The organism is Aquibacillus salsiterrae, assembly GCF_028416595.1.
Taxonomy (GTDB): domain Bacteria; phylum Bacillota; class Bacilli; order Bacillales; family Amphibacillaceae; genus Aquibacillus_A; species Aquibacillus_A salsiterrae.
This window is the reverse complement of the sequence record NZ_JAMQKC010000014.1, coordinates 12,774-33,418: the sequence shown is the minus strand read 5'-3', so window position 1 is coordinate 33,418 and position 20,645 is coordinate 12,774. Positions and strand designations below refer to the sequence as shown.

Annotated in this window: 20 protein-coding genes and 1 other annotated feature; all 20 genes read right to left on the bottom strand. The window is 40.0% G+C overall.

Going from position 1 to position 20,645, the window contains the following annotated elements; translation table 11 throughout:
* Window positions 1-106: 106 nt before the first annotated feature.
* On the bottom strand, window positions 107-2,185 hold the full coding sequence (gene fusA, locus NC799_RS12915; protein WP_272446859.1) for an elongation factor G: 2,079 nt from the start codon (window positions 2,183-2,185) through the stop codon (window positions 107-109).
* Window positions 2,186-2,350: 165 nt separating this feature from the next.
* Entirely contained in the window at window positions 2,351-2,821 is a 471-nt protein-coding gene (gene rpsG, locus NC799_RS12910; protein WP_272446858.1) for a 30S ribosomal protein S7, read from the bottom strand.
* Between the two features lie 44 nt (window positions 2,822-2,865).
* Entirely contained in the window at window positions 2,866-3,279 is a 414-nt protein-coding gene (gene rpsL, locus NC799_RS12905) for a 30S ribosomal protein S12 (RefSeq protein WP_117155609.1), read from the bottom strand.
* Between the two features lie 99 nt (window positions 3,280-3,378).
* Window positions 3,379-3,630: a 50S ribosomal protein L7ae-like protein gene (locus NC799_RS12900; RefSeq protein ID WP_272446857.1), complete on the bottom strand. Its 252-nt coding sequence runs from the start codon at window positions 3,628-3,630 to the stop codon at window positions 3,379-3,381.
* Window positions 3,631-3,780: 150 nt separating this feature from the next.
* Entirely contained in the window at window positions 3,781-7,395 is a 3,615-nt protein-coding gene (gene rpoC / locus NC799_RS12895) for a DNA-directed RNA polymerase subunit beta' (RefSeq protein WP_272446856.1), read from the bottom strand.
* A gap of 50 nt (window positions 7,396-7,445) precedes the next feature.
* The gene (rpoB, locus tag NC799_RS12890; protein WP_272446855.1) at window positions 7,446-11,000 is read right to left on the bottom strand and encodes a DNA-directed RNA polymerase subunit beta; all 3,555 of its coding nucleotides are present in this window, start codon (window positions 10,998-11,000) and stop codon (window positions 7,446-7,448) included.
* Between the two features lie 464 nt (window positions 11,001-11,464).
* On the bottom strand, window positions 11,465-12,073 hold the full coding sequence (locus tag NC799_RS12885; RefSeq protein WP_272446854.1) for a class I SAM-dependent methyltransferase: 609 nt from the start codon (window positions 12,071-12,073) through the stop codon (window positions 11,465-11,467).
* 152 nt (window positions 12,074-12,225) lie between these two features.
* Window positions 12,226-12,588, bottom strand: coding sequence for a 50S ribosomal protein L7/L12 (gene rplL, locus NC799_RS12880; protein ID WP_272446853.1), 363 nt, complete (start codon window positions 12,586-12,588; stop codon window positions 12,226-12,228).
* 103 nt (window positions 12,589-12,691) lie between these two features.
* Window positions 12,692-13,192, bottom strand: coding sequence for a 50S ribosomal protein L10 (rplJ, locus tag NC799_RS12875; RefSeq protein ID WP_272446852.1), 501 nt, complete (start codon window positions 13,190-13,192; stop codon window positions 12,692-12,694).
* A 40-nt stretch (window positions 13,193-13,232) separates the two neighbouring features.
* Window positions 13,233-13,380 (bottom strand) — a sequence feature (ribosomal protein L10 leader region).
* A gap of 69 nt (window positions 13,381-13,449) precedes the next feature.
* Window positions 13,450-14,145 (bottom strand): 50S ribosomal protein L1, encoded by a 696-nt coding sequence (rplA, locus tag NC799_RS12870; protein WP_272446851.1) that lies wholly within the window; start codon window positions 14,143-14,145, stop codon window positions 13,450-13,452.
* 164 nt (window positions 14,146-14,309) lie between these two features.
* Window positions 14,310-14,735, bottom strand: coding sequence for a 50S ribosomal protein L11 (gene rplK, locus NC799_RS12865; protein WP_272446850.1), 426 nt, complete (start codon window positions 14,733-14,735; stop codon window positions 14,310-14,312).
* A 273-nt stretch (window positions 14,736-15,008) separates the two neighbouring features.
* The gene (nusG, locus tag NC799_RS12860) at window positions 15,009-15,542 is read right to left on the bottom strand and encodes a transcription termination/antitermination protein NusG (protein WP_272446849.1); all 534 of its coding nucleotides are present in this window, start codon (window positions 15,540-15,542) and stop codon (window positions 15,009-15,011) included.
* Between the two features lie 163 nt (window positions 15,543-15,705).
* Window positions 15,706-15,885 carry a preprotein translocase subunit SecE gene (secE, locus tag NC799_RS12855; RefSeq protein WP_417006687.1) on the bottom strand — a complete coding sequence of 60 codons (180 nt, stop codon included), beginning with the start codon at window positions 15,883-15,885 and terminating at the stop codon, window positions 15,706-15,708.
* Between the two features lie 35 nt (window positions 15,886-15,920).
* Window positions 15,921-16,070, bottom strand: a complete 150-nt coding sequence (gene rpmG / locus NC799_RS12850; protein WP_272446848.1) for a 50S ribosomal protein L33 — start codon at window positions 16,068-16,070, stop codon at window positions 15,921-15,923.
* A 77-nt stretch (window positions 16,071-16,147) separates the two neighbouring features.
* Entirely contained in the window at window positions 16,148-16,795 is a 648-nt protein-coding gene (gene sigH / locus NC799_RS12845; RefSeq protein WP_272446901.1) for an RNA polymerase sporulation sigma factor SigH, read from the bottom strand.
* Window positions 16,796-16,888: 93 nt separating this feature from the next.
* Window positions 16,889-17,398 carry an NYN domain-containing protein gene (locus NC799_RS12840; protein ID WP_272446847.1) on the bottom strand — a complete coding sequence of 170 codons (510 nt, stop codon included), beginning with the start codon at window positions 17,396-17,398 and terminating at the stop codon, window positions 16,889-16,891.
* 3 nt (window positions 17,399-17,401) lie between these two features.
* Entirely contained in the window at window positions 17,402-18,145 is a 744-nt protein-coding gene (rlmB, locus tag NC799_RS12835) for a 23S rRNA (guanosine(2251)-2'-O)-methyltransferase RlmB (RefSeq protein ID WP_272446846.1), read from the bottom strand.
* Window positions 18,138-18,548, bottom strand: coding sequence for a Mini-ribonuclease 3 (locus NC799_RS12830; protein ID WP_272446845.1), 411 nt, complete (start codon window positions 18,546-18,548; stop codon window positions 18,138-18,140). The genes rlmB and NC799_RS12830 overlap by 8 nt, the downstream gene beginning before the upstream one ends.
* Window positions 18,545-19,951 carry a cysteine--tRNA ligase gene (gene cysS / locus NC799_RS12825; RefSeq protein WP_272446844.1) on the bottom strand — a complete coding sequence of 469 codons (1,407 nt, stop codon included), beginning with the start codon at window positions 19,949-19,951 and terminating at the stop codon, window positions 18,545-18,547. Before cysS ends, NC799_RS12830 begins: the two co-directional genes overlap by 4 nt.
* The gene (gene cysE / locus NC799_RS12820; protein WP_272446843.1) at window positions 19,932-20,600 is read right to left on the bottom strand and encodes a serine O-acetyltransferase; all 669 of its coding nucleotides are present in this window, start codon (window positions 20,598-20,600) and stop codon (window positions 19,932-19,934) included. Before cysE ends, cysS begins: the two co-directional genes overlap by 20 nt.
* Window positions 20,601-20,645: the final 45 nt, after the last annotated feature.

The window sequence follows — 20,645 nt, the reverse complement described above, 5'->3', positions numbered from 1 at the left end:
GTAAAAAGTTATATTTATAATAAATGTATGTCAAGCATAGAGAGAACTTATTAAATTCTCTAAAGCTCACAATACAAGTTATACTTCAGAACTTGAAAAAAATCAATTATTCACCAGCATTTTTCTTAATAATTTCTTCAGAAATGCTCTTCGGTACTTCTTCATAGTGATCAAAATGCATAGTATATGTTCCACGACCTTGTGTGTTAGAACGAAGTGCAGTCGCATAACCAAACATTTCTGCTAATGGTACGAACGCTTTAACTACTTGTGCAGGTCCACGCGCTTCCATACCTTCCACACGGCCACGACGAGAAGTTACATCGCCCATGATGTCACCCATATATTCCTCTGGAATAACAACTTCAACTTTCATCATTGGCTCTAAAAGAACAGGTTGACACTTGTTTTTCGCAGCCTTAAGCGCCATTGAAGCTGCTACTTTAAACGCCATTTCGTTTGAGTCAACATCATGATAGCTTCCATCGAATAATGTCGCTTTAACATCAACTAAAGGATACCCCGCTAAGACACCATTTTGCATCGCTTCTTTGACACCAGCTTCAACTGAACTGATGTATTCACGTGGTACGGAACCACCGACTGTTTTGTTTTCAAAAACAAAACCGCCGCCTTCTTCATTTGGCTCAAATTTAATCCAAACGTGACCATATTGTCCACGACCACCAGACTGACGCACGAATTTCCCTTCTACATCAGCAGATGCACGGAATGTTTCACGGTAAGATACTTGTGGTGCACCAACATTTGCTTCAACTTTAAACTCACGTTTCATACGGTCTACAATAATATCAAGGTGTAATTCACCCATACCAGAGATAATCGTTTGTCCCGTTTCAACGTTTGTTTCCGTTTTGAATGTTGGATCTTCTTCAGCAAGTTTACCTAAAGCAACAGACATTTTATCTTGGTCAGCTTTTGATTTAGGTTCAATTGCAACAGAGATTACTGGCTCAGGGAATTCCATTGATTCAAGAATAACTAAGTTCTTCTCATCACATAAAGTATCACCAGTACTAGTATCTTTTAAACCAACTGCACCCGCGATATCGCCAGCATAAACTTCAGCAATTTCTTCGCGGTGGTTAGCGTGCATTTGCAGGATACGTCCTACACGTTCACGCTTATCTTTCGTTGAATTTCTAACGTATGAACCGGATTGAAGTGTTCCAGAGTACACACGGAAGAATGTAAGCTTTCCAACGAAAGGATCTGTCGCAACTTTAAATGCTAGTGCAGAGAAAGGCTCTTGATCAGATGATTTACGAGTAACTTTCTCTTCTGTTCCCGGAACGATACCTTCAATTGGAGGCACGTCGGTTGGTGCAGGTAAATAGTCAATGACACCATCAATTAACAATTGAACACCTTTGTTTTTGAATGCTGAACCACAGAATACAGGATAAAATTCAACGCTAAGCGTAGCTTTACGAACAGCTGCTTTTACTTCATCGTTAGAGATTTCTTCCCCTTCAAGGTATCTCATCATTAATTCTTCATCGAATTCCGCAACAGCTTCCACTAACTTCGTGCGATATTCTTCTGCTTGGTCTTTATATTCATCAGGAATCGGACGTGCTTCAGCACGAGTACCTAAATCATCTAAGTAGAAGAATGCTTCCATAGTGATTAAGTCGATAATTCCTTCAAAATCATCTTCCGCACCAATCGGAAGTTGTACAGGATGCGCATTTGCACCTAAACGATCATGTAAGGAATTAACTGAATATAAGAAATCCGCTCCGATTTTATCCATTTTGTTTACAAACACGATACGTGGGACACCGTAAGTTGTTGCTTGGCGCCAAACTGTTTCTGTTTGAGGCTCTACACCTGATTGTGCATCAAGTACCGCTACAGAACCATCAAGTACACGTAACGAACGTTCTACCTCAACGGTAAAGTCCACGTGCCCTGGTGTATCGATAATGTTAATACGATGACCTTTCCATTGAGCAGTTGTGGCAGCTGAAGTAATAGTAATACCACGCTCTTGTTCCTGCTCCATCCAGTCCATTTGTGAAGCACCTTCGTGTGTTTCACCAATTTTATGGATACGTCCTGTGTAGAAAAGAATACGCTCGGTAGCTGTAGTTTTACCCGCATCGATGTGCGCCATGATACCGATATTACGTGTCTTCTCCAAGGAGAATTCTCTTGGCATGCATATTTCTCCTTCCTAATAGTTAAGGTTATTTAGATGTATCTCTATTAACCTAAGTAAACCTCTAGTGGCAAGTGCCACAATGAGGTTTTCTTAAAGTTTGATAGAGGTTTAAGCCTTATGTCTTTGGCGAGCTCGAAAACCACCAAGACGTGATGCATTCTATTACCAGCGGTAGTGAGCAAACGCTTTGTTAGCTTCCGCCATTTTGTGCATGTCTTCTCTTTTCTTAACAGCTGCACCGGTATTGTTTGAAGCATCAAGAATTTCATTCGCAAGACGCTCTTCCATTGTTTTTTCACCGCGTAGGCGTGAATAGTTAACAATGTATCTTAAGCCAAGTGCTTGGCGACGTTCTGGGCGTACTTCAACTGGTACTTGGTAGTTTGATCCACCTACACGACGAGCACGAACTTCAAGTACAGGCATTACGTTTTTCATTGCTTGTTCAAATACTTCCATTGCGTCTTTCCCACTACGTTCTTGAACTAACTCAAATGCTCTATAAAGAATCTTTTGAGCTTTACCTCTTTTTCCATCAACCATAATTTGATTGATTAGACGAGTTACAAGTTTAGAGCTATATAACGGATCTGGTAAGACATCACGCTTTGGTACTGGTCCTTTACGTGGCATATGTCCCCCTCCTTTCTCATATTAATATTATCTAATTCGTTTTATTACTTTTTAGGTCTCTTTGTACCGTATTTAGAACGACCTTGAGCACGACCTTCTACTCCAGCTGTATCTAGCGCTCCACGTACAATATGGTAACGTACACCTGGTAAGTCCTTCACACGTCCCCCGCGGATAAGAACGACACTGTGTTCTTGAAGGTTATGTCCAATACCAGGAATATAAGCTGTTACTTCAATACCATTTGTCAAACGCACACGCGCATATTTACGTAGTGCTGAGTTTGGTTTCTTCGGTGTTAAAGTACCAACACGAGTACACACACCACGTTTTTGTGGAGACGATTGATTCGTTAGCGACTTTTTGAAACTGTTATATCCTTTGTTAAGTGCAGGTGAGTCGGATTTTTTACCTTTGCTCACACGCCCTTTACGTACTAATTGGTTAATTGTAGGCATGTTTTTTCCTCCTTTCAATCATTAAGATGTAATTCCACATATCCAGGTGGTTCATATTAAGGCAAAAAACAAAGCTTTCGCAAATAATTTGCCAAAACTTTATTGCTTTATCGCCACTGCTGCTGTACCCACATCAATGCCACACGCCTGACCAAGCTTCTTTTTTGAATCCACTCGTTGGCATGGCACATTATATTCTTTAGCTAGACGAGATACTTTACTAGTTATATGCTGATCAGCATCATCAGCTATGATAACTTCGACAGCTTCGCCATTTTTGATGGCTTTTAATGTTTGTTTGGTTCCTATAATAAGACCCGTTTTGACCTGTGCTACTTTTTCATAAGACATTCTCGTATATCCTCCAAAGCAACAAGGATAACGGAAGCACCTTGAATATAGTATCACTCAATAATTTTTATGTCAACTTAAATTTTGAGAATTCTATTTTTCAAGGATTGCTTCCACTAAAAACACCTTGTTTTTTATTCACTCTAACGCTTAATGTGGTATTTCCTCTGTAAGGTGCTCTTCTGTGATGCCGTTAGCCTCATCTGCTGTTTGGGCTGTAATCTTTCGATATGTTTGCATACCAGTTCCAGCAGGTACCAGTTTACCAATAATTACATTTTCTTTAAGTCCTAGTAACTCATCTCGCTTGCCTTTAATTGCTGCATCTGTTAGCACACGTGTTGTTTCTTGGAAAGATGCTGCCGATAAGAAAGAGTCCGTTTCAAGTGATGCTTTGGTAATACCAAGTAACACCGGACGACCAACAGCAGGTTGATTACCTTCTCTAAGAACCTCTCTATTTGCGTCTCTGAATTGGTGTATTTCAAGTAATGATCCAGGTAGTACATCGGTATCTCCAGAATCAGCAACACGCACTTTACGAAGCATTTGTCGAACCATTACCTCTACGTGTTTATCGCCAATTTCAACACCTTGCATACGGTATACCTTCTGTACTTCTTTTAACAGATATTCTTGAACACCTTGAAGACCTCTAATTTTCAGTAATTCTTTTGGATCAATAGAACCTTCTGTTAATGCCTGACCCGCAAAAATTTGATCTCCTATAGAAACCTTTAACCTTGCCCCGTATGGCGCCGTATAAGATTTCGACTCAACATCACCTTGAATAACAATTTCTTGTTTGTCTTTCACTTCATCGATATCTTGAACAACACCATGAATTTCACTTATCACAGCTTGACCTTTAGGGTTACGCGCCTCAAAAAGCTCCTGGATACGTGGCAAACCTTGTGTAATATCACTTCCTGCAACCCCACCAGTGTGGAACGTACGCATTGTCAGCTGTGTTCCTGGTTCACCGATAGACTGGGCAGCAATAATTCCTACCGCTTCCCCAACCTCTACCTCTTCACCAGTAGCAAGGTTTCGTCCGTAACACTTCTTACACGCTCCATGCTTCGTGTTACAAGTAAAGACTGAACGGATAGTCACTTGTTCAATGCCAGCTTCGACAATTTGTTTCGCAATATCTTCTGTAATCACTTCATCCTTGTTAATTAAAACATCACTTGTTTCAGGATGCTTTACAACTTTAAAGGAAGTTCTACCAATAAGGCGGTCGATTAATGGTTCAATCATTTCTGTTCCTTCTTTAATAGATTGAACCGTTAAACCTCGGTCAGTTCCGCAATCCTCTTCACGGATAATAACATCTTGCGCTACATCAACGAGACGACGAGTTAGGTACCCTGAGTCAGCAGTCTTAAGTGCAGTATCGGCGAGACCTTTACGAGCACCGTGTGTAGAAATAAAGTATTCTAATACTGTTAAACCTTCACGGAAACTTGACTTAATTGGTAATTCGATGATTCTACCAGCAGGGTTGGCCATTAGACCACGCATACCAGCAAGTTGCGTAAAGTTAGATGCGTTACCACGAGCACCAGAATCACTCATCATAAAGATTGGGTTTCGTGGATTTAATGTCTTCATTAGCTTATCCTGAATGACATCTTTAGCCTGTGACCAAATGGAAATAACTCGGTCATAGCGCTCTTCTTCCGTGATTAGACCACGACGGAATTGTTTTAACACCTTATCTACTTTCGTTTGTGCCTCTTCAAGGATTTCTTGTTTTTCAGCTAATACAACAATGTCAGATACACCAACAGTAATACCTGCTTTAGTTGAATACTTAAACCCAAGGTCTTTCATTCTATCTAGCATCTTAGATGTTTCACTAATCTTAAACCGTTTGAATACTTCTGCAATGATATCTCCTAAGATACCTTTTTTGAATGGCGGAATTACTTCACGCTCCGCAATAACCTCTTTTACATTCGTACCCTTTGGAACAAAATACTTTTCAGGCGTAAGAACTTCTAGGTTATCATGTGTTGGTTCATTCATATACGGGAAAGATTCTGGAAGCATATCATTAAAGATAAGCTTACCAACAGTTGTTAACAACAACTGACCTCTTTGTTCTTCAGTAAATGTTTCATTTTTAAGTGATGAAGCTTGAACAGCAATCCGTGTATGCAGGTGGACGTAACCACTTTGGTAAGCAATCATCGCTTCGCTTAAGTCTTTAAAGACCATACCTTCACCCACTGCACCTGCGCGCTCCATTGTTACATAATAGTTACCTAATACCATGTCTTGTGATGGTGTAACAACTGGTTTACCATCCTTTGGATTCAGAATATTTTGAGCTGCAAGCATTAAAATACGTGCTTCTGCCTGTGCCTCCGCAGACAATGGTACGTGTACCGCCATTTGGTCACCATCAAAATCGGCGTTATATGCCGTACAAACTAATGGGTGAAGACGAATGGCACGTCCTTCTACTAATGTTGGTTCAAACGCCTGAATACCAAGACGGTGAAGTGTTGGTGCACGGTTAAGTAGAACCGGATGCTCCTTAATAACTTCTTCCAACACATCCCAAACTTCTGGATGTAGTCTTTCAATCTTACGCTTGGCAGACTTAATGTTGTGCGCTAAGCCTCTTTCCACTAATTCCTTCATGATAAATGGCTTGAAAAGCTCAACCGCCATTTCTTTTGGTAATCCACATTGGTACATCTTAAGATGTGGCCCTACAACGATTACTGAACGGCCAGAATAGTCAACACGTTTACCAAGTAGATTCTGACGGAAACGCCCTTGCTTACCTTTCAACATGTGTGACAAAGACTTAAGCGGACGGTTACCTGGTCCAGTGACTGGACGGCCACGACGACCGTTATCAATTAATGCATCAACAGCTTCTTGTAGCATACGCTTTTCGTTTTGAACGATGATGCTCGGAGCACCAAGGTCTAGTAGTCTTTTCAAGCGGTTGTTACGATTAATAACACGACGGTATAAATCATTTAAATCAGAAGTAGCAAATCGTCCACCATCCAATTGAACCATTGGTCTTAATTCAGGCGGAATTATCGGTAGTACGTCTAAAATCATCCATGAAGGCTCATTACCGGAATTACGGAATGCCTCGATAACTTCTAGACGCTTAATCGCTCTTGTTCTCCGTTGCCCTTGAGCAGTCTTTAACTCTTCTCTTAACATATCAACTTCTTTTTCAAGATCAATATCTTGTAATAGCTTCTTGATAGCCTCCGCGCCCATTTGAGCTTGGAATGACTTTCCGTACTTGTCACGATATGCACGGTACTCTTTTTCAGATAACAATTGCTTTTTCTCGAGTGCTGTGTCTCCAGAATCTGTCACGATATAAGCGGCAAAGTAAATAACTTCCTCTAACGCTCTCGGGGACATATCTAACACTAGCCCCATTCGACTAGGGATACCTTTGAAATACCAAATGTGAGAGACAGGGGCAGCTAACTCAATATGCCCCATTCGCTCACGACGAACTTTTGCTTTGGTTACTTCCACACCACAGCGATCACAAACAACACCTTTATAACGAACCCGCTTGTATTTCCCACAGTGACATTCCCAATCCTTTTGAGGACCAAAGATCCTCTCGCAAAACAGGCCGTCTTTTTCAGGCTTTAATGTGCGGTAGTTAATTGTCTCTGGCTTCTTCACTTCACCAAACGACCAAGAACGAATTTTATCCGGTGAAGCCAATCCGATTTTCATGAATTCAAAATTATTTACATCTAGCAAGGGGCCTACCTCCCTTTTAGTCTCCAGGTTTTACCCTAAGCAAGAACCACTTACATTTGGTTACTTTCTTCAACTTCTAAATTAAACTTATCTGCCGACTGTGTTTCATCTTCATCTACATCACGCAGTTCAATCTCTTGTTGATCTCCTGACAACATCTTTACATCCATACCTAAGCTTTGTAATTCCTTAATCAATACTTTGAATGATTCAGGGATACCTGGTTCTGGAACATTGTCACCTTTAACAATCGCTTCATATGTTTTCACACGACCAACAACATCATCTGATTTCACGGTTAAAATTTCTTGAAGCGTATAGGCAGCACCGTATGCTTCAAGTGCCCATACCTCCATCTCTCCAAAACGTTGACCACCAAATTGTGCTTTACCACCTAGTGGTTGTTGGGTAACTAGTGAATAAGGACCAGTAGAACGTGCATGAAGTTTGTCATCAACCATGTGCGCAAGTTTAATCATGTACATTACACCCACAGATACACGGTTATCAAACGGTTCACCTGTACGACCATCATAAAGGACTGTTTTAGCATCCCTAGGCAATCCAGCTTCCTCTAATGTTTCCCACACATCTTCTTCACGTGCCCCATCAAATACAGGGGATGCAACATGAATACCTAACTGTCTAGCAGCCATCCCTAGGTGTAGCTCTAACACCTGTCCGATATTCATCCGAGAAGGTACACCTAATGGGTTTAACATGATATCAATTGGTGTTCCATCTGGTAAGAATGGCATATCCTCTTCAGGTAAAATTTTTGAGATAACACCCTTGTTACCGTGACGACCAGCCATCTTATCCCCTTCAGAGATTTTACGTTTTTGTACAATGTAAGCACGAACCAACTGATTAACACCAGGAGGTAATTCATCGCCATCTTCACGGTTAAATATTTTAACATCCAGTACGATACCACCTGCACCATGTGGTACGCGTAAGGAAGTATCTCTTACTTCGCGTGCCTTTTCACCAAAAATAGCGTGTAGCAGGCGTTCTTCTGCTGATAATTCAGTAACCCCTTTTGGTGTTACTTTACCAACTAATAAATCTCCATCTCCAACTTCAGCACCAACCCGGATAATTCCACGTTCATCAAGGTTCTTAAGCGCATCTTCCCCAACGTTCGGGATGTCCCTAGTGATTTCTTCTGGTCCGAGTTTCGTATCACGAGCTTCTGATTCATATTCCTCAATATGAATTGAAGTATAGACGTCATCTTTCACAAGTCGTTCACTCATGATGATTGCATCCTCATAGTTGTAACCTTCCCAAGTCATGAAACCGACAAGTACGTTTTGGCCTAATGCCAATTCCCCGTCTTCCATCGATGGACCATCCGCTAAAATTTCACCGGGCACAACATGATCACCAACACTGACAATTGGTCGTTGGTTATAACAAGTACCTTGGTTTGAACGGATAAATTTCTGCAAACGATAGCGATCCAAATCACCTTTTACTTGGTTTCCATCAACATTGGATATACGACGAACCAACACTTCTTTTGCCTCAACTCGCTCAACGATACCTTCGTTACGGTTGATGACGGCAGCACCAGAGTCTTTACCAGATACGTATTCCATACCAGTACCAACAATTGGTGATTTCGGACGCATTAGCGGAACGGCCTGACGTTGCATGTTCGCACCCATTAAGGCACGGTTTGAGTCATCGTTTTCCAAGAAAGGAATACACGCAGTCGCAGCCGATACAACCTGCTTTGGCGAAACATCCATGTAATCAATTCGATCACGGCTTACAATGGTGTTTTCCCCGCGGAAACGCGCAATAACTTCTTGGTCCACGAATGAACCATCTTCAGCGAGTCGTGCGTTAGCCTGAGCAACAACATAGTTATCTTCTTCATCAGCAGTCAAGTAATCATACCGATCGGTTACTTTTCCTGTTTCAGGGTCAACACGACGATATGGCGTCTCAATAAAGCCAAACTTATTTACTTTTGCATAGGAAGATAACGAGTTGATCAATCCAATGTTCGGTCCCTCTGGCGTTTCAATCGGACACATACGACCATAGTGCGAGTAGTGTACGTCACGCACCTCAAAACCAGCACGTTCACGAGTTAGTCCACCAGGTCCTAATGCAGACAGACGACGTTTATGCGTCAATTCAGCAAGTGGGTTTGTTTGGTCCATGAACTGCGATAACTGCGAACTACCAAAGAACTCTTTAATCGATGCAATGACTGGACGGATATTAATTAATTGTTGTGGTGTAATCGATGAAGTATCTTGGATTGACATACGTTCACGCACTACACGCTCCATCCGAGATAGACCAATACGGAATTGATTTTGCAACAATTCACCTACAGAACGCAAACGACGATTACCTAAATGGTCAATGTCATCCGTGTCGCCAACTTGGTGAAGAATGTTAAAGAAATAGCTAATAGCAGATAAAATATCAGCTGGTGCAATGTTTTTCACACTATCTTCTACGTTTGCATTACCAATAACGTTTAATGTTCTTTCCCCTTCTGGGTCAGTAGGGTCTACAATTTTAATTGATTGAATTTTGATTGGATCTTCTAATACACCCTCATGAGGTTGTAACAATTGTTCACCAAAACTATCTTCCTCAGAATCTAGATAAGGTAACACTTTATCTAATAAACGACGGTCAAGTTTATCGCCTTTTTGCGCGATTACTTCTCCGGTCTCATGATCTACTAATGGTTCTGCTAGGACTTGGTTGAACAACCGATTTTTTATGTGTAGTTTTTTATTCATTTTATAGCGACCTACATGTGCAAGGTCATAACGCTTCGGATCAAAGAAACGTGAAACTAGTAAGCTTTTTGCATTTTCAACCGTTGGTGGTTCACCAGGACGTAAACGTTCATATATTTCTAATAAAGCTTTTTCACTAGTTTCTGTGTTATCCTTTTCAAGCGTGTTCTTTAAGTATTCATTTTCACCAAGTAAATCAATAATTTCTTGGTCATTTCCAAAACCTAATGCTCTTAGTAAGACAGTAATTGGCAATTTACGCGTACGATCTATCCTAACGTGAACTACGTCTTTGGCATCTGTTTCGAATTCTAGCCACGCACCACGATTAGGAATTACAGTAGCTGTATAGCCGCGCTTACCGTTTTTATCGAATTTTTGACTAAAATAGACACTTGGCGACCGAACAAGTTGGGAAACGATAACACGTTCTGCACCGTTAATGACAAAGGTACCCGTGTCAGTCATTAATGGAAAGTCACCCATAAAGACTTCTTGTTCCTTCACTTCACCTGTTTCGTTGTTAAGAAGACGAACTTTCACACGTAGAGGAGCGTTATAAGTCACATCTCTTTCTTTTGATTCGTCTACAGGATATTTCGGCTCACCTAAACTATAATCTACAAATTCAAGTGATAGGTTTCCTGCGAAGTCCTCAATCGGAGAAATGTCTTGAAACATTTCCCTCAAACCTTCTTCTAAGAACCATTGATAGGAAGCGGTTTGAATCTCGATAAGATTCGGTAATTCTAGCACTTCACTAATTCGTGCATAACTTCTGCGCTGGCGGTGTCGTCCATACTGAACAAGTTGACCTGTCAACTGATTCACCCCTCAAATCAAGAATAAGAAAACGAAAAAGCATCACCCAAGATTGGATTTGCTTATAATGAAACACTTACAAATCTACACTTTCCATTCGACACTTATTGACAATAAGAACGGACAAGGTATAATTTAATAAGTGTAAATCATGTCCGGAAACACACCGAACAAACTTGAGAAAGGAAAGTCTATTCTATTTCACAAGTTTTATAATTGCATCCGCCTTTAATAAACGGATGTTATTAATAAAAATAACATAATCAAACAGAAGCAAATGTCGCTTCTTTAAACCTATGATATCCGCATCAAGTTGGATATTTTTCCCGATTTTATCATCATTTCCAAGAAATTAATAAATTATACAATCTTTAGGGAAATATTTTCTCTTGACAACCAAACTTGCCTATTGGCATTTTTCAATACTACCACAAACGGAATTTGGAGTCAATCTATTTTCTAACCTCGGACTTTTATAGGGTATTTTTCCTGGCATATAGGATAAAGTATCCTTTATTCCTTTTCACTATTTCTACATGACTAAACAAATATTCTATTTTGTCTTGAGCAGAGGCTGCCCCCTGCTTTTTTTGGATAACTACCCACAACTCCCCATTCGGGAGTAATGCCTTGAAGCTATCTTCAAACAGTTGGTGTACAACTTTCTTTCCTGCACGAATTGGAGGATTGGTAACAACGGAAGCAAATTTCCGGTTCTGGAAGGATTCTAGACGATCACTCACCGCAATCTCTACGTTATCGATATTGTTTTGTTCCGCATTCTTTTTAGCAAGCGCAACAGCTCTTTCATTAATATCGCAAAGAACTACCTTTCGTTCTGGGTTTGTTTTTGCGATTGATAAACCAATTGGACCATATCCACAACCAAGGTCTAGTATATCACCAGGAATACTCGGCACGCGGAATTCATCGATTAACGTTCGTGAGCCAAAATCTATTTCAGATTTAGAAAATACACCTTCATCGCTCGTAAAGGTGTAGAGGTGGCCTTTTAGTTCGAACGTCCACGTCTTAGGATTACTTTTTGTCTGAGGCTCACTTGAAAAATATTGTTCCGACACACTTGCACCTACCTTGCCCGAATTTTAATCTTTCAACCATTCCTATTGAATAGCATGGGTACAGGTCCCTTCCCCGTCCCAAGTACACAGTATCATGTAGTCTCACTCAAAAGAACAAAGCTCGCCTCAAAAAGGCGAGCTTCATTATCATACTACTTCACTTCTACAGATGCACCAGCTTCTTCAAGCTTTGCTTTCATTTCTTCAGCTTCGTCTTTAGAAACGCCTTCTTTAATTGCTCCAGGAGCATTATCTACAAGATCTTTAGCGTCTTTAAGTCCAAGACCAGTGATTTCACGAACCGCTTTAACAACTTTAATTTTAGATGCACCAGCACTAGTTAATACTACATCAAATTCAGTTTGTTCTTCAGCAGCTTCTCCGCCACCAGCACCAGCTACAGCTACAGGAGCAGCAGCAGTTACACCAAATTCTTCTTCAATTGCTTTTACTAAATCGTTAAGTTCAAGAACTGTCATTTCTTTGATTGCTTCAATAATTTGTTCTTTAGACATGTTATTTCCTCCTAATATTTTGTTATTTAATTTCTTCGTTCTATCATGGAAGGCTAAACCGCCTCTTTGTGCACCCTATATTGTTTGACAGAAATCAAGCTGGTTAAGCACCTTGTTCTTCTTTTTGCTCGGCAATCGCTTTTGTAGCATATGCGAAATTGCGTACTGGAGCTTGAAGAACGCTGAGTAGCATAGAAAGTAGGCCTTCGTAGTTTGGAAGGTCTGCAAGCTCCTTGATTTGATCAAGTGATGCAACATTACCTTCGATTACGCCACCTTTAATTTCAAGTGCTTCGTGCTTTTTCGCAAATTCATTAAGAATTTTTGCAGGAGCAACAACATCTTCATTACTGAAAGCAATTGCAGTCGGTCCAACAAGAACCTCATTTAAATCTGCTAATTCAGCAACTTCCGCAGCGCGGCGTGACATTGTGTTCTTGTACACTTTAAAATCAATACCAGCTTCACGTAACTGAGTACGAAGCTCGGTTACTTCAGCCACGTCAAGTCCACGATAATCTACAAGGATTGTAGATTTACTCTCGCGGAACTTGTCAGCTATTTCAGTTACAATTTGTTTTTTGTGCTCGATAATTTTTGACATCGTTCCACCTCCTACTAGATTTTTCATCATACCGAAGAAATGTGTCATATAAAAAGCCTCCATGTAGACATGAAGGCTTGGAAAGTCATAGATAAACCAATAATGGTCATTTATCTTACTACCAGACAACCTCGGTAGGAAATTAAGCACTAGGCACCTACTGTCTACGGTATAACTTATTCATTTATATAGTAAAGCAAATGACTTGCTTTAACAACATCGATAATTATAGCTAATTACGTTTGTAAAGTCAACGATTATTTTACTAATGTTGATGTATCTACTTTAACACCAGGTCCCATTGTTGATGCTAAAGCAACATTACGCAGGTAAACACCTTTTGCAGCTTGTGGCTTTACTTTGTTGATTGTTTCAACAAGCGCCTCGAAGTTTTCTACTAATTTTTCTAAATCAAAAGAAACTTTACCAATTGGAACATGGATGTTTGACTGTCTATCTACACGGTACTCTACTTTACCCGCTTTGATTTCTTGAATAGCCTTTTCAACATCAAATGTTACAGTACCAGTTTTGGGGTTTGGCATTAAGCCTTTTGGTCCTAATACACGGCCTAGCTTACCAACTTCAGCCATCATGTCAGGTGTAGCAACAACTACATCAAAGTCAAACCAACCTTGGTTAATTTTGTTAATGAGGTCTGCTTCACCAACATAATCTGCACCTGCAGCCTCTGCTTCTTTAGCTTTATCACCTTTAGCAAAAACAAGTACCGTTTGCGTTTTGCCAGTTCCATGTGGTAATACCATCGCGCCACGGATTTGTTGGTCAGCTTTCTTAGGGTCAACACCTAAACGGAATGCAGCTTCAATTGTTTCATCAAACTTTGCAGTAGCTGCTTTTTTCACTAAATCTAATGCTTCTTTAGCATCATATGCCTTTGTACGATCAACAAGCTTTAATGCTTCTTGTTGCTTTTTTGTTTTCTTTGCCATTTTAATTTCCTCCTAAATGTGGTTTTAACGGTTGGAATATACCTCCCACTTACTAAAAGCGAGCGGGCTTACTACCCACTACATACAACTTAACGATAATAAAGGTTGCGAAATGGTAAAACTCCATAATCGCAACCTCCTTTAGCTTTTGTCTTACTAAGGGATTAGTCCTCGATGACAATACCCATACTACGCGCAGTACCTTCAACCATACGCATAGCAGCTTCAACATCAGCAGCATTTAAATCAGGCATTTTTGTTTCAGCAATTTCTTTTACTTTGTCACGCTTTAAAGTCGCAACTTTTTTGCTGTTTGGTTCACCTGATCCACTTTCGATACCAGCCGCTTTCTTCAAAAGAACAGCAGCAGGTGGAGTTTTAGTGATAAATGTAAATGAACGGTCTTCAAAAACCGTGATTTCAACCGGAATAATCATACCAGCTTGATCTTGCGTACGAGCATTGAATTCCTTACAGAAACCCATGATGTTAACACCCGCTTGACCTAATGCCGGTCCAACTGGCGGTGCTGGATTTGCTTTTCCTGCTGGGATTTGTAATTTAACTACTTTAATAACTTTTTTAGCCACGAGACACACCTCCTTAAGTCCGTGATGTGGTAATAGGGCGCAAACCCTCCCACTCATTTCATATAAAAAATTAAACCTTATACTCGGGGCATAAAGAACATAAGAATTTTAGCATTAATCGGCACAAAATGCAAGTCAGTATTTAAAGCCTTTTATATAAATGGTAATGAATAAGTGGGACAAGCTTTATTCACCACACCGATTAACGCACTATACACTTGCAATTTATTAGGTAGTATCTGTTTATGACGTCTTATATTACCTTTAGGGTTTTTATAGCTTCTCAATCTGCGAGAAATCTAGTTCTACTGGTGTTTCTCTTCCAAACATATTCACATGCACCTTAACTTTTTGCTTGTCCATATCTATTGATTCAATCGATCCAGTGAAGTTAGCAAACGGACCATCGGTTACACGAACACTTTCTTTGACGTCAAAGTCAAACTCTGTAATTGTTTCATCCATCCCCATCCGCTTAAGAATTACTTCAACTTCTTCTGGTAAGAGAGGGGTAGGTTTTGAACCAGACCCCGTTGAACCAACAAAGCCTGTCACTCCTGGTGTATTACGAACAACATACCACGAGTCATCGGTCATGACCATCTCCGCAAGTACATATCCAGGAAACACTTTTTTCTTGGCCGTTTTCTTCTTGCCGTTTTTAATTTCTGTTTCCTCATCTTCAGGAACTAGTACACGAAAAATCTTATCTTCCATGCCCATTGTTTCCAATCTTTTTTCTAAATTTGCTTTTACCTTATTCTCATACCCGGAATAAGTGTGAACCACATACCATTGTTTTTCCATACTTCAGGACAACCGCTTGTCCTTCCCTCCCTTATTTCATTCTTACCATGAAGTAATTCTTCTGCTATATCCTATAAAAATTTGTCAAATTAAAAAACCCGCTGAAACGGGTTCTTAAAGGACGTTGTCTATTTAGTAACATTATAACATAAATTGCCAAGTTTTATTCAAAAAATAAATTTAGAATTTGTGAAATGCCCAAATCAACTAGAGCAAAGAACACCGCAACAAAAGTGACTGTTGCTACAACAGTAATCGTATACCGAGTTAGTTCATCACCTTTAGGCCATGAAACCTTTTTCATTTCTCTAGAAACATTTTTAAAGAACGTAACGATATTCACTGGTTGTACCTCCAAACTCGCCAACTAATCAGCTTCTACTTAGTCTCCCGGTGGATGGTGTATCCACCACACCTTTTGCAATATTTATTAACTTCTAACCGTTCAGCATTTATTTTAGGATTTTTAGTTGTACTATAATTACGACTTAGGCATTCAGAACAGGCCAAAGTAATCTTAATTCCCATTATTAAACTCCCATATCCCTACCATGTCTAGCTCCTACTAATTTAGCACGGTTAACAAAGCCTGTCAACGTTACATTTTACAGTGTAATCTCACTTATCTCTAGATATCTCTCTAATTTTCGTTTGACACGTTGCAAGGCATTATCGATTGATTTCACATGTCTTTTTAATTCTACTGAAATCTCTTGATATGACCTGCCATCTAGGTAAAGTGATAATACTTGACGTTCTAATTCACTAAGCAACTCCGCCATTTTACACTCCATATCACCAAACTTTTCCCGATTGACAATTAATTCTTGCGGGTCTATCGTTTTAGATCCGGCAATTACATCGAGTAATGTACGATCTGATTCTTCATCATAGATAGGCTTGTCCAACGATACATAAGAATTTAAAGGAATATGCTTTTGTCTTGTTGCGGTTTTAATTGCTGTAATAATTTGTCTAGTTACACAAAGCTCAGCAAATGCCTTAAATGAAGAAAGCTTGTCCCCTTTATAATCCCTAATTGCTTTATATAAACCAATCATACCCTCTTGTACAATATCTTCCCGGTCTGCACCTATTAAAAAATAGGTCCTTGCTTTTGCCCGAACAAAGTTGCGATACTTGTTAATCAAATAGTCCAACGCTTGACTATGTCCAGAATGAACCAATTCAATTAGTTCATCGTCTTCAAGAGTATCTAATTGCGCGACTTGCTGGTCTTGATCCTTGTACATAGCACTCACCCTTGGACTCCCCCCGACTTTATGCCGTGAATATATAGAAGTATTATACAGGAAGCGCTTCAAAATCGTCAACAACGCCTTTTGTTACTTTTCTCCCCGTCTCCACTTTTCAAACACATCTAATATGTCCTGTTTTATAGGAATTTTTGTCGAGGACTGCACTTTTTTGTGCTCCTTAATTTCCTCTTCAATTTCCTTTTGAATATTATTTGTTTCAATATATAATTCCCTTGCTGACTTTCTCAAGGCGCCTTGTGCAAAGATAGTACGCTGTTCTGTATAATCTGAAGTTGCGACATAGACTTGGGTCTTTACATTTTTGATATCTTTCACTAATCGCTCGATACATTCATCAGCCGTTTCATTTTCCTTCGTAAAAATGACATCTACATGATAATTTTTATACTTCGTTTCCGTTCCTCGTACATGATACGCGTCAAAAACGACGATGACACGATGGCCACGATATGCTTGATATTCCGCCATTTTCTCTATTAAAATATTTCTTGCTTGGTCTAGGTCTTTATCTTTTAATACCTTTAATTCTGGCCAGTCCCCAATAATGTTATAACCGTCAACAACTAGTACGACCATCGCCTAATCACCAATTGGATACCGTTTGCGATACACTTCATACATCAACAGACTAGCAGCAACCGACGCATTCAATGAGGAGACTTGTCCTTTCATCGATAGTCGCACTGTCCAGTCACATTTCTCTCTGACTAATCGACTCATTCCCTTTCCTTCGTTACCGATGACAAGCGCAATTGCCATACCTCCGTCTAACTGTCGGTAATCCTCGGCGCCTTCCGCTTCTGTCCCAACCACCCATACATTTCTTTGCTTTAATTCATCAATCGTGCTTGCAATGTTAGTCACTCTTGCAACAGGAATATACTCAATCGCACCAGCCGAAGTTTTAGCAACTGTTGCCGTCAGCCCAACCGCTCTACGTTTTGGGATAATGACACCATGAACACCAGTTGCATCTGCAGTTCGCAGGATAGAACCAAGATTATGAGGGTCCTCAACTTCATCCAATATCATAAAAAACGGCTGTTCCTCGCGTTTCTCTGCTACAGCAAACAAATCTTCTAAGGAATGATAGTCGTAAGCAGCGACCGAGGCAGCAATTCCTTGATGATTTCCATCAACTAATTGATCGATTCGCTTTTTCGGCACTTGCTGTACAGTCGCACCACTTTTTTTCGCTAATGCTTGCAGCTTTTGGACTGACTGTGGGTTGAGGTGGTCAGATACAAATAACTTATTAATCGATCTACCAGACTTAAGTGCTTCTGTTACGGGATTTTTTCCAACAATCCATTCTTCAGCCATTATTAACCTCTCCTTTCTCGACAAATTGAATTGCTATTTGAATTAATTCTTCAAGCCTATCTTTACGGTTGTCCAAATATAGAAAACCTATTAACGCTTCGAAGCCAGTACTATGTCGATATGTTGTTACATCCGTATTTTTAGGGACAGAGCCGGACTTGGCGTTCCTGCCCCTCCTAACAATACTTAGTTCTTCTTCATCTAATAAATTCCGATGTAACCAATCGTGAAGGACCCGTGCTTGTGACTTTGCAGAGACAAACTTGACAGCTAATTGGTGTAGGTTCTGTGGCTTAATATTTCCAACAGCAATTAAATGCTCTCTAACATAAATTTCATAGACAGCATCCCCCATATAAGCAAGTGTTAAACTTTTCATCTGTCGGACGTTTTGCGCAATCATAGTTGTCCTCTTTTCCATCTAGTACCTTGGGGTGTATCTTCTAAAATAATGTGTTTTTCCTTTAAGTCATCTCTAATCTTGTCAGCTAATGCAAAGTCTTTGTTCTTTCTTGCTTCAATTCGTTTTTGGATTAGCTCTTCTATCTCTTCATCTAGCAAATCCTCATCTTCTGCTAACTGAATACCTAAAACAATTAGTAACGATGAAATACTTTCTTGGAACTTTTCTATGACCCGTTCTGACGTATGATTTGATTGCAGGTAAACATTTGCATCTTTCGTTAAATCAAATAGAACTGCAATAGCATTAGCTGTATTAAAGTCATCATCCATTTCACTCACAAAACGCTTCTGATACGTTCCAATTTTCTGAAGCCAATCGGTCTCTTCCCCATCCAAGTTTGTACTAGATTGCTTGCGATGCTCTAAATTGTAATATGCATTCTTTATACGCTCTAAGCTATTTTTAGCCCCTTCTAGTAATTCCTCGCTAAAATTAATTGGATTCCGATAATGCACACTAAGCATGAAAAACCGAACGACATCAGGTTCATGTTGTTCTATTAAGTCATGCGCTAAAACAAAGTTGCCCAATGACTTAGACATTTTCTCATTGTCAATGTTTATATATCCATTATGCATCCAATAGTTAGCAAATGTTTTTCCATTGCCCGCTTCTGACTGTGCAATTTCATTTTCATGGTGTGGGAATGTTAAATCTTGCCCGCCGGCGTGTATATCAATGGTTTCCCCTAAATACTTTTTCGCCATTGCTGAGCATTCAATATGCCAACCAGGACGTCCCTTTCCCCACGGAGAGTCCCAGGCAATCTCCCCTGGCTTCACTTGTTTCCAAAGGGCAAAATCTAGTGGGTCTTGTTTCTTTTCTCCAATTTGGATTCTAGCACCAGATCTTAATTCATCGATAGATTGATGTGACAGCTTCCCGTATCCATCAAACGATCGTGTTTTAAAATAAACATCACCATCCGCCTCATATGCATGACCTTTTTCAATTAACTTAGCGATAAAGTCAATGATTTCATCCATCGTTTCTGTTACTCTAGGGTGATGTGCCGCTTCTTTTACCCCTAATGCTTTTACATCATCTAAATAGGCATGAATAAACCGCTCTGCAACAATAGGAACATCTTCACCTAATTCACGGGCTGCTTTAATAATCTTATCATCGACATCGGTAAAATTAAGGACATATTTGACTTCATAACCACGGTATTCTAAATACCTACGTACGGTATCAAACACGATCGCTGGTCGTGCATTCCCAATATGGATATAGTTGTAAACGGTTGGACCACATACATACATACGTACTTTGCCTTCTTCTAGCGTCTGAAAAGCTTCTTTCTTTCGTGTTAATGTGTTATAGATGCGAATGGCCATCAGTCTTCACTCCTTTTAATTCTTCTAACTCTTTGTTCAACCGGTTTACTTCTGTTTTCATTTCCTTGAGGAGCTCAGCTACTGGATCTGGAAGCTTGTGGTGATCTAAATCCCTTCTTACTCGTTCTCCATTTTGAATGACAATTCTCCCAGGTATACCAACTACAGTAGAATTTGCAGGGACATCTTTTAATACCACTGAGCCTGCCCCGACCTTTGAATTTTCTCCGATTGTAATGGAACCAAGCACTTTTGCCCCAGTCGCTACTAAGGCGTTATCTTTTATCGTAGGATGTCTTTTCCCCTTCTCCTTACCTGTACCGCCTAGCGTTACTCCTTGAAAGATGGTTACATTGTTCCCTATCTCACACGTCTCACCGATGACGACACCCATTCCGTGGTCAATAAAAAATCGTTTACCAATTTGTGCCCCTGGGTGAATTTCAATCCCTGTTAGGAAACGACTAACTTGGGAAATTACCCGGGCAATAAAGAAAAATTTTCTTTTATAAAGCGCATGGGCAATTCGGTGTGCCCAGATCGCATGTAATCCAGAATAAGTTAGAAATACTTCCACATAGGTGCGAGCTGCCGGATCCTGATCAAACACCACGTCGATATCTTCTTTTAATAGTTTAAAAAAACTCACACCATCGGCCTCCTTACATAATAATTGATAGGCTGTTCTCTAAAG